The following is a 7982-nucleotide window of genomic DNA, read 5'->3' as shown; positions in this document are numbered from 1 at the left end:
CTGATCCGCTCGCCCGGGATCAGGGCGGGGATGCCCGGCGGGTACGGCGTGATCTGCTCGGCGCAGATGCGTCCGGCGGCCCGGTCGACGGGGACGTTCTCGGTCTCGCCGAAGAAGGCCTCGCGGGGAGAGATGACCGGCTCGATGTCGAACTGGCCGGGCGGCGGCAGGTCGACGGTCCTGGCACGCGGCAGACCCGGCGCCGCCTCGGTCAGCGCCCGCAGCCCGTCCAGCAGGCGTTGCGCGGTGCCGGCGTCGTCCGCCATCGACATGGTGGCCAGGATCCGGCGGTGGTCGGAGAGGCCCACGTCGAGGCGCCGGTGCTCGCGCAGCCAGTCGGCGGCCTGGTAGCCGTTGAGGTCGAGGGCGCTCACGTCGATGAGCACCTGCAGCTCGTCGAGGTCGTGGCTGGCCTCGACGGCGACCAGCTCGTCCCGCAGGACGTGCAGCCCGGCGATGTCCCCGATCCGGGCGCGCACGTCGCGGGCCACGGCCAGCCCGCCGGCGAGCAGCTCGTGCCCGTGCTCGACCATCTGGCGGCGCCACGCGTCGAGGGCGGCGTACACGATGGTGTTGGGGCTGGTGGTCATCAGCAGGTCGGCGCAGGCCGCCAGGTGGACCGGGTCGACCAGGTCGCCCTGCGAGTGCAGCACCGAACCCTGCTCGAAGCCGGTGCCCATCTTGTGCACGCTGACCACGCAGATGTCGGCGCCGGCGTTCATCGCCCACGTCGGCAGGTCCTCGTGGAAGGGCAGGTGCGCGCCCCAGGCCTCGTCCACGATCAGCGGCTTGCCCCGGCGGTGGCACACCTCGGCCAGGCCCTCGATGTCGGCGCAGGTGCCGTAGGGCGTCGGGCTGACGATCAGCGCGCCCGTCGCGTCCGGGTGCCGCTGCCAGGCCTCCTCGAGCTGCTCCGGCGACGGCGGGTGGGCCAGGTGCAGCTTGTCGTCGTAGCGCACGTCGACCCAGCGCGGCTCGACGCCGGTGAAGACCAGGCCGGCGACCACCGACTTGTGGGCGTCCCGGCCGATCAGCAGCTCGCCGCGGTCGCCGGCGACGGCCAGCATGGCGGCCTTGACCGACAGCGAGCTGCCGGCGGTCGAGAAGAACGCCTGCGCGGACCCGACGGCGTCGGCCATCAGCTCCTCGGCCTTGCTGAGATAGCCGTGCGAGGACGAGCGGTCGTCCAGCCCGCTCGCGGCCAGCAGATCCGCCCGGTAGGTCTCGGCGCCGAGGATCTCCCGGGCCCGCGGATCGGCCCCGCGCCCCTGCCGATGTCCCGGCGGCGTGAACCCGTACCGGTCCTTGCGGTGGTAGTCCGCGAGAGCATCGAGGAACGGCGCCTTGCTGTGGTCGAGCGACATGCCTGTTCTGTACCTCTACCAGCGCATTTGAAACAGGAAGCCGTCAGAGCCGGGCGATTGTCTCCGCGGGCGGCAGGCTGCCGGTGGTCTCGGGGTCACCCTGCGCGAGGCGGGTCGTCGCCACGTCCGCGTAGACCTCGGCCATCGCCTCGAACAGGGCGGGAGTGAGCCCCGCCCCCGCCTGGGCGGCCGCGATCTCGCGCATCTCGTCGACGAACCGGTGGGCCTTGGTCGCGGCGCGCGGCACGCTCGCGGAGTTGTCCAGGCCCGCCTTGGCCAGATCGGCCAGCACCTCGTCGAGCACGCCGTAGTGCCCGGCCGCCCGCATAGCTTGCGTGACCAGGGCGGTCAGGCCCTTGTAGACGCTCGCCGTGCACATCTTGAGGGCGCTGGCCGTACCCACCTCGCCCGCCACGACGATCGGGTCGACCTGGCCGTCCCACGGCAGCCCGGCGATCTCCGCGGCCCGGTCGCCGCAGAGATAGATCCGGGCGCCGGGCGTCGCGCTCGGCGGCGGTCCCGAGATCGAGCCGTCGACCACCTCGCCGAGGATCCCCGCGATCTCCCGCATCGTCCCCGGCGCCACGGCGTTGAGGTCCGCGACCAGGGGCCGCGCTCCCCCCGGCATCGCGGCTGCCAGGGCCCGCGCGGTGGCCACCGCCTGACCCGGCGGCACCACGGACAGCACCACGTCCGCCGCGGCCAGCACATCCTCCAGCGCGGGCAGCACCTCCAGCCCCGCCGCCCCGGCCAGCCGGCGGGACCGGTCGGACCGCCCGGCCAGCGTCGTCACCACCCGGGCGCCGCCGGTCCGCAGCGCCCCGCCCAGCCCGGCGCCCATGTAGCCCGGGCCCACCACTCCGACCACAGTCATGGCTCAAGTGTGCGGGAGTGTCCACCGCTCCGGCGGCCAGCCCGGCAGCGGTAGCCAGGCGCCGACGGCGGCCACCGCCGTCGCCTGCGGGCCGTGCTGCAGCATGAACGTGAAGGTGACCTGCTCGGCCGCGCTGTGCCGGGCCGGCCGGGCGCTGGCGACGACGACCGACTCCAGATCCGCGCCGACCGGGCCGTGCGCGACGATCTCCGCCGTGTGGATCAGCGGGACGAGCTCGGCGCGCCACGCCGCGCACTGCCGGTCGACCATGTAGCGGAACCCCTCGTCCGCCGGATCGCCCGCGGCCAGCCGGGCGGCCCGCTCGTCGTCGCCGGTCCGGCCGATCGCCATCAGATAGTGCTGCGCGACGGTCAGCCGCAGATCGTGGGTCAGCGTGCGCCACACCGCGTCGTTGCCGTTGCCGAGATGCACCACCCGCACCCATCGGAGTACGGTTTCCCGGCCGTTTCCTGGCACGTCGATTCGCGCGTTCATCACGTCCGGATGCGTCTTTCCCTCGCTCCCTTCACCCGGCCGTCACGGCGCCGCGGGCGACGTCATCCGGAATAGTTGCGCCCCGCTCGCCGGAACGGCGGCCAGACTCAGCTCGTCGCCGTGCGCCGCGATCCGCCGGTCCGGAAAGTTCACCGAACGCAGCAACAGCCCGCCCGCCGCCGCGCTACCGCCTTGTTCCGTGCAGAAAGTCGCATCGGCCGCCCCGTCGGGACGGGTCAGCAGGATGCGGAAATTCCGATGGCGCACGAAGAGGCCCGGATAATTGACCGATTCCAGAGAGAAGCATTCCGGGTCGGCGAGCCCGCGCCGGAGCACGAAGGTCGCGTCCGCCCGGCTGAGCGCGTCGCTGCGGGCGCTCACCGGATCGAGCCGGAGCCGGAAGTCGCGGTGCCGCAGCAGCAGCGGTACGCCCTCGGAGGGCACTGCTGCCAGGCTGATCCTGGTGTCGAGCCGCGGCGGCGGAGCCGTGGTCGGCGCCGGCGAGGGTGCCGGGCGGGCCGACGGCTGCGTCCCGCGCGCCACCGGCAACGGCCGGCTTCCCGACCGGGTCCGGACGGCTATCGGGGCCGGCCCGGTGGTCGTGACAATGGGCACCGGCACGGCCGGCCCGGTGCTGCGATATCCGGTCGGCTCGACGAACGGCAGGCTCGCACTTCGCGGCGACTCCCGGCCCCAGGCGCCGATCAGTATTGCCATTGCGGCAACGGTGAGGGCGGCGCCTCCGGCGATGATCCGGGTGTAGGTGAAAGTAATCCTGCCTGGCCACGGCGGACGGTTCATAAACTTTACAGATCTCCCCGGTCACAAGCCGCCGCCACGGCTCTACCCATGTTCCCCGAGAGATTTTCGGGCAAGATCGTTGCCGGATCAAGAGTTGAAATGCATCAATTAACTTTGGGTACGGGTGAAGACGCGCACCGCATGGTCGACCTCGGGCGGCAGCACCAGCCGGCCGAGCGCGGGATCCTCGGCGAGAGCGAAGTCCGTCTGCTCGCGATAGGCCGCCCAGTTCCCGGTCGCGGCCTCGTGCCGGGAGCCGATCACGATGTACTGCTCGACGGTCGGCGTGGTGAACACGTACTGCTCGAAGGAATTGCCCGCGGGCGGCCATGAGCAGATGACCACCTGCGGCCGGTGCTTGCGCAGCGCGGTGCGCGCGTCCTCGCGGAGCACGGACTCCGGAAAGGTGATGCTGTCGTTCCAGCTGTAGTCGTCGGTGGCGGTGATGCGGACGCCCGCGTCGGCGAGAAAACGCGACAACGTCCCGTCCCCCGCGGCGATCTCCAGGCACGACCGGTCCCCGACGAGCGCGGCGAGCCGGTCGATCAGCGGGCGCGAGTAGAAGCACCAGATGCCCCGCGGCTGCACCAACGGCATCAGCAGCCGCCGCTGACCCCGCAGCAGCGGCCAGATCGCGCGGAAGGCGGCCAGCGGCACGGGCTTGCGCTCCAGGCCGCGCCGGAACAGCAGCCGCTGCGCCACCAGGCCGGCGACGAGGTTGAATCGGACCCGCCCCTCCCGCACGCCGGTGGAGGCGCTGAGAATCGCCTGCTTGAGCAGGTGGATGGTCATCTGGCGGCGGATCTCGCGGTGCAGCCGCTCGCTCAGCGACGACGCCCGCCCCCGCGACGGCGCCTGCGGCCGGGACACCCGCGAGATGTAGTCCCGGATCTCGTCCTTGTCGTCCCGTTCGAGCACCTGTGCGACGTCCTGCTGCGCCTGCAGCCAGACGTCGGGATAGGCCTCGGCCAGCTCCTCCAGCGAGGGGTTGCCGCGCAGCCACTCGACCGTCTGCGCCGAACGCCTGTCGGCCCGTCCCATGCGTTGCACGATAAGTGACCGCCCGGGCCGCCGTGGTCACATCGCCGGACAAAGCGGCGCCGCCGGGCGTCCGCGCCCGCCGCACGTGTCGTGGATCATGATGAGGGCGGCACCGCCGGACGGCTAAGCTGCCGTCGCCGTGGTGTTCGGGAAGCCGGTGGGAAACCGGCGCGGCCCTCGCCACTGTGAACGGGACACCGACGGCCACTCGTCAGGTCACTGGGCGCCTGCGCGCCTGGGAAGGCCGGTCGCCGGGGCATCACCCGTCAGCCAGGAGACCGGCCACGGCACGCAACGACCCGTCCACGAGGTGCTGGAAGGCGGTCCCCATGCGCGTGCGCGCTCTGTGGCCCCCACTGATTCTGCTCATGATCCTGTCCGGCTGCGCCGGGGCCGGCGAACCCGCGTCCCCCGCGGCGAGCGGCGCCGTGACCGTCAGCAACTGCGGCGTCGCGGTGCCGGCCGGCCGGCCGCCGGCGCGGGTCTTCGCCGCCTTCCACAACGGCATCGAGGCCGTGTACGCCCTCGGCGCCGGCGACAAGCTGGTCGGCGCCGCCTACCTGGACAACCCGCTGCTCCCCGAGTACGCCGCCCAGTTCCGCCCCGGCGACGAGCGGCCCGCCTACTACCCGGAGGAGTACCCGAGCCGCGAGGAGGTGCTGCGCCTCGACCCCGACTTCGTGGTCTCCGGCTTCACCGGGGCCTTCACCGCGGAGGGCCTGGGCAGCCGCGCCGAGCTCGACCGGATCGGCATCGGCTCGTACCTGTTCACCCAGTTCTGTCCCACCGCGGACGGCAGGGACCAGAAGGATCTGGCCACCAACGACGTCACCCTCGACGGCGTCTACCGGAACCTGACCGATCTCGGCCGGGTGCTGGGCGCCGGCGCGCGGGCCGACGCCCTCGTCGCCCGGATGCGGCGGACCGTGGCGGAAACCGACGCCAAGCTTGCCGGGGTGCAGCGGCCGCGGGTCGCCATGCTGAACCGGCCCGGCAACGGTGAGCTGCGCGTCTTCGGCACCGGCGACGTCGCCACCACGATCATCGAGCGGGCCGGCGGCACCCAGGCCTTCGACGACGTCGCGGGCCGGCTCACCCGGATCGGCACCGAGGAACTCATCAAGCGCAAGCCCGACGTCATCGTGGTGCCCGCCTGCTGCGGCGCCGACGTGGGCCCCGAAGGCGCGCAGAGCGTCATCGACGGCCTGAAGGCCGACCCCGCCCTCGCCAACCTGCCCGCCGTCCGCGACGGCCGGCTCTACGCGGTCACCTTCGCCGAGATCACCCCCGGGGTACGCAACGCCGACGCGATCGCGAACCTGGCGAAGCTGCTGCATCCGGAGCGGTTCTGAGCCGCCGCGCCCTCGGCCTGCTCGCCGCCGTCGTGGTGCTGACGGCCGTCGCGCTCGCCTCGGTGCTGATCGGCAACCAGGGCATCGGGCTGCGCGCGGCGCTGGACGCGTACGTGCACCCCGACGGCTCCGACGTGCAACGCATCGTGCAGTACCTCCGCGTCCCGCGCACCCTGGTCGGGCTGCTCGGCGGTGCCGCACTCGGCGTCGCCGGGGCGCTGCTGCAGGGGCTGACCCGCAACGCGCTCGCCGGCCCGGAGGTCCTCGGTGTCAACGCGGGCGCGGCCCTCGCCGTCGTCCTGGGAATCGCGGTCGCGGGCGCGCACACCTTCGCCGGCTGGGTGTGGTTCTCGTTCGGCGGGGCCGCGCTGGCCGGCACGGCGGTGTACGCGCTCGGCTCGCTCGGCCGCGGCGGGGCGACGCCGGTAAAGCTGGCCCTGGCCGGTGCCGCGGCGACCGCGCTGCTGGGCGGGTTGACCACTGCGGTGACGCTGCTGGACATCACCACGTTCACGGCCTACCGCTACTGGTCGGTGGGCGCGCTGACCTCCGCGGACGCCACGGTGCTGCGGGCGTCGGTGCCGTTTCTCGCGGTGGGTGCGGTGCTGGCGGTTGCTTCCGTACGGGCGCTCGACGCACTCGCCCTCGGCGACGACCTGGCCCGATCGCTGGGGCAGTCCCTGACGGTGGGCCGGGCGACCGCCGCGCTGGGTGTCGTGGTGCTCGCCGGGACCGCGGTGGCGCTCGCCGGCCCGATCGCCTTCGTGGGGCTCACCGTGCCGCACATGGCCCGCGCGCTGACCGGTCCGTCGTACCGGTGGGTGCTGCCGTACTCGGCGGTGCTGGCCCCGGCCGTGCTGCTCGCGGCCGACATCCTCGGCCGCGTCGTCGCGCGGCCCCAGGAACTGCAGGCGGGCATCGTGACGGCGATCGCCGGGGCACCCTTCTTCATAGCCCTCGTACGCCGCCGCGGGCCGGCCGCGCTGTGAGGACCGGCCGGGCGGTCACGGTCACCGTCGTCGCGCTGCTCGTCGCGCTCGTCACCCTGGTGGCCGCCGTGACCGTGGGCGACTATCCGCTGCCACTGTCCGATGTGCTCACCGTGCTCACCGGCGGCCCCGGGGCGACCCGGCGCAGCGCGTACGTCGTCCTGGAGCTGCGGCTGCCCCGGGCGCTGGGCGCGATCGCGGTCGGCGCGGCGTTCGGGCTGTCCGGGGCGATCGTGCAGCGCGTCGTGCGCAACCCGCTGGCGAGCCCGGACATCGTGGGCATCAACGCGGGGGCGGCCACGGCGGCCGTACTCCTCATCGTGGTCTTCGCCGCCGACGCGCGGACCGTGGCGTTCGGGGCGCTGGGCGGGGCCTTCGCCGCCGCCACGGCGATCTACGTGCTGTCGCGGCGGCGGGGCGTGAGCGGCTACCGGCTGGTGCTGGTCGGCATCGGCGTCACCGCGATGCTCACCTCGGTCGTCTCGTACGTGCTGAGCACCGCGAACATCTACACCGCCGAGCAGGCGTCGATTTGGCTGACGGGGAGCCTGGCCGGGCGTACCTGGGCGCAGATCGTCCCGGTCCTGGTCGCGCTCGCCGTGCTGCTGCCCGTGGCGCTGCGGCTGGCCGCGCCGCTGCGCGCCCTGGAACTCGGCGACGACCTCGCCCGCGGCCTGGGGGTGCACGCCGAACGCGCCCGGGCCGGCCTGCTGCTGACCGCCGTCGCCCTCGCCGCCGTGGCGACCGCCGCGGCGGGACCCATCGCCTTCGTCGCCCTCGCCGCCCCGCAGATCGCCCGCCGCCTGGTCCACGAGCGTGGCGTTGCCCTGCTCCCCTCGGCAGCCGTGGGCGGCGCGCTGCTCGCGGTCGCCGACCTCGCCGCCCGCCGGGTCTTCGCCCCCATCGAGCTGCCGGTCGGCGTGCTGACGACCGTGCTCGGTGCCCCCCTGCTCGTCTGGCTGCTGGCCCGAGCCAACCGCGTCGGGCGCACCGGCTGACCGGCCCGGGCTCGGCGGCGGCCCACGCCCACAGCGCCGACCAGGCCTGCCGGTCCGGCCCCGGGGCG

9 protein-coding genes and 1 riboswitch are annotated in these 7982 nt (G+C 73.7%); of the genes, 4 read left to right on the top strand and 5 right to left on the bottom strand.

Annotation, left to right across the window (positions count from 1 at the left end; genetic code table 11):
• From RBH18_RS29600 to RBH18_RS29585, 4 genes are all read right to left on the bottom strand, one after another.
• On the bottom strand, window positions 1-1364 hold a 1364-nt coding region (locus tag RBH18_RS29600), incomplete at its 3' end, for an aminotransferase class I/II-fold pyridoxal phosphate-dependent enzyme (protein ID WP_306213734.1).
• A 43-nt stretch (window positions 1365-1407) separates the two neighbouring features.
• Window positions 1408-2238, bottom strand: a complete 831-nt coding sequence (locus RBH18_RS29595) for an NAD(P)-dependent oxidoreductase (protein WP_306213733.1) — start codon at window positions 2236-2238, stop codon at window positions 1408-1410.
• A gap of 3 nt (window positions 2239-2241) precedes the next feature.
• Window positions 2242-2733, bottom strand: a complete 492-nt coding sequence (locus RBH18_RS29590) for a hypothetical protein (protein ID WP_306213732.1) — start codon at window positions 2731-2733, stop codon at window positions 2242-2244.
• A gap of 42 nt (window positions 2734-2775) precedes the next feature.
• Complete coding sequence (locus RBH18_RS29585) at window positions 2776-3177, bottom strand: AbfB domain-containing protein (RefSeq protein WP_306213731.1); 402 nt, start codon at window positions 3175-3177, stop codon at window positions 2776-2778.
• A 19-nt stretch (window positions 3178-3196) separates the two neighbouring features.
• Here RBH18_RS29585 and RBH18_RS29580 point away from each other — a divergent pair, with 19 nt between their 5' ends.
• Entirely contained in the window at window positions 3197-3496 is a 300-nt protein-coding gene (locus tag RBH18_RS29580) for a hypothetical protein (RefSeq protein ID WP_306213730.1), read from the top strand.
• A gap of 146 nt (window positions 3497-3642) precedes the next feature.
• Here RBH18_RS29580 and RBH18_RS29575 read toward each other — a convergent pair whose 3' ends face one another.
• Window positions 3643-4575, bottom strand: a complete 933-nt coding sequence (locus tag RBH18_RS29575) for a methyltransferase domain-containing protein (protein WP_306213729.1) — start codon at window positions 4573-4575, stop codon at window positions 3643-3645.
• A 123-nt stretch (window positions 4576-4698) separates the two neighbouring features.
• A riboswitch (cobalamin riboswitch) is annotated at window positions 4699-4876 on the top strand.
• 28 nt (window positions 4877-4904) lie between these two features.
• On the opposite strand from RBH18_RS29575, the gene RBH18_RS29570 reads away from it, so the two are divergent.
• The 3 genes from RBH18_RS29570 to RBH18_RS29560 are packed head-to-tail and all read left to right on the top strand — an operon-like array spanning window position 4905 to window position 7914.
• Window positions 4905-5927 (top strand): ABC transporter substrate-binding protein, encoded by a 1023-nt coding sequence (locus tag RBH18_RS29570; RefSeq protein WP_306213728.1) that lies wholly within the window; start codon window positions 4905-4907, stop codon window positions 5925-5927.
• Window positions 5928-5959: 32 nt separating this feature from the next.
• Window positions 5960-6916: a FecCD family ABC transporter permease gene (locus tag RBH18_RS29565; protein ID WP_306213727.1), complete on the top strand. Its 957-nt coding sequence runs from the start codon at window positions 5960-5962 to the stop codon at window positions 6914-6916.
• Window positions 6913-7914 (top strand): FecCD family ABC transporter permease, encoded by a 1002-nt coding sequence (locus RBH18_RS29560; protein WP_306213726.1) that lies wholly within the window; start codon window positions 6913-6915, stop codon window positions 7912-7914. Before RBH18_RS29565 ends, RBH18_RS29560 begins: the two co-directional genes overlap by 4 nt.
• The last annotated feature ends 68 nt before the right edge of the window (window positions 7915-7982 follow it).

It is taken from the genome of Actinoplanes oryzae (assembly GCF_030757795.1).
Classification (GTDB): Bacteria; Actinomycetota; Actinomycetes; order Mycobacteriales; family Micromonosporaceae; genus Actinoplanes.
The sequence above is the reverse complement of the archived record's forward strand: the minus strand, read 5'-3'. Positions and strand labels throughout refer to the sequence as shown.

Coding starts and splice junctions, on each gene's coding strand:
- RBH18_RS29595 (WP_306213733.1), bottom strand. CDS start 2,238: ATGACTGTGGTCGGAGTGGTGGGCCCGGGCTACATGGGCGCCGGGCTG.
- RBH18_RS29590 (WP_306213732.1), bottom strand. CDS start 2,733: ATGAACGCGCGAATCGACGTGCCAGGAAACGGCCGGGAAACCGTACTC.
- RBH18_RS29575 (WP_306213729.1), bottom strand. CDS start 4,575: ATGGGACGGGCCGACAGGCGTTCGGCGCAGACGGTCGAGTGGCTGCGC.
- RBH18_RS29570 (WP_306213728.1), top strand. CDS start 4,905: ATGCGCGTGCGCGCTCTGTGGCCCCCACTGATTCTGCTCATGATCCTG.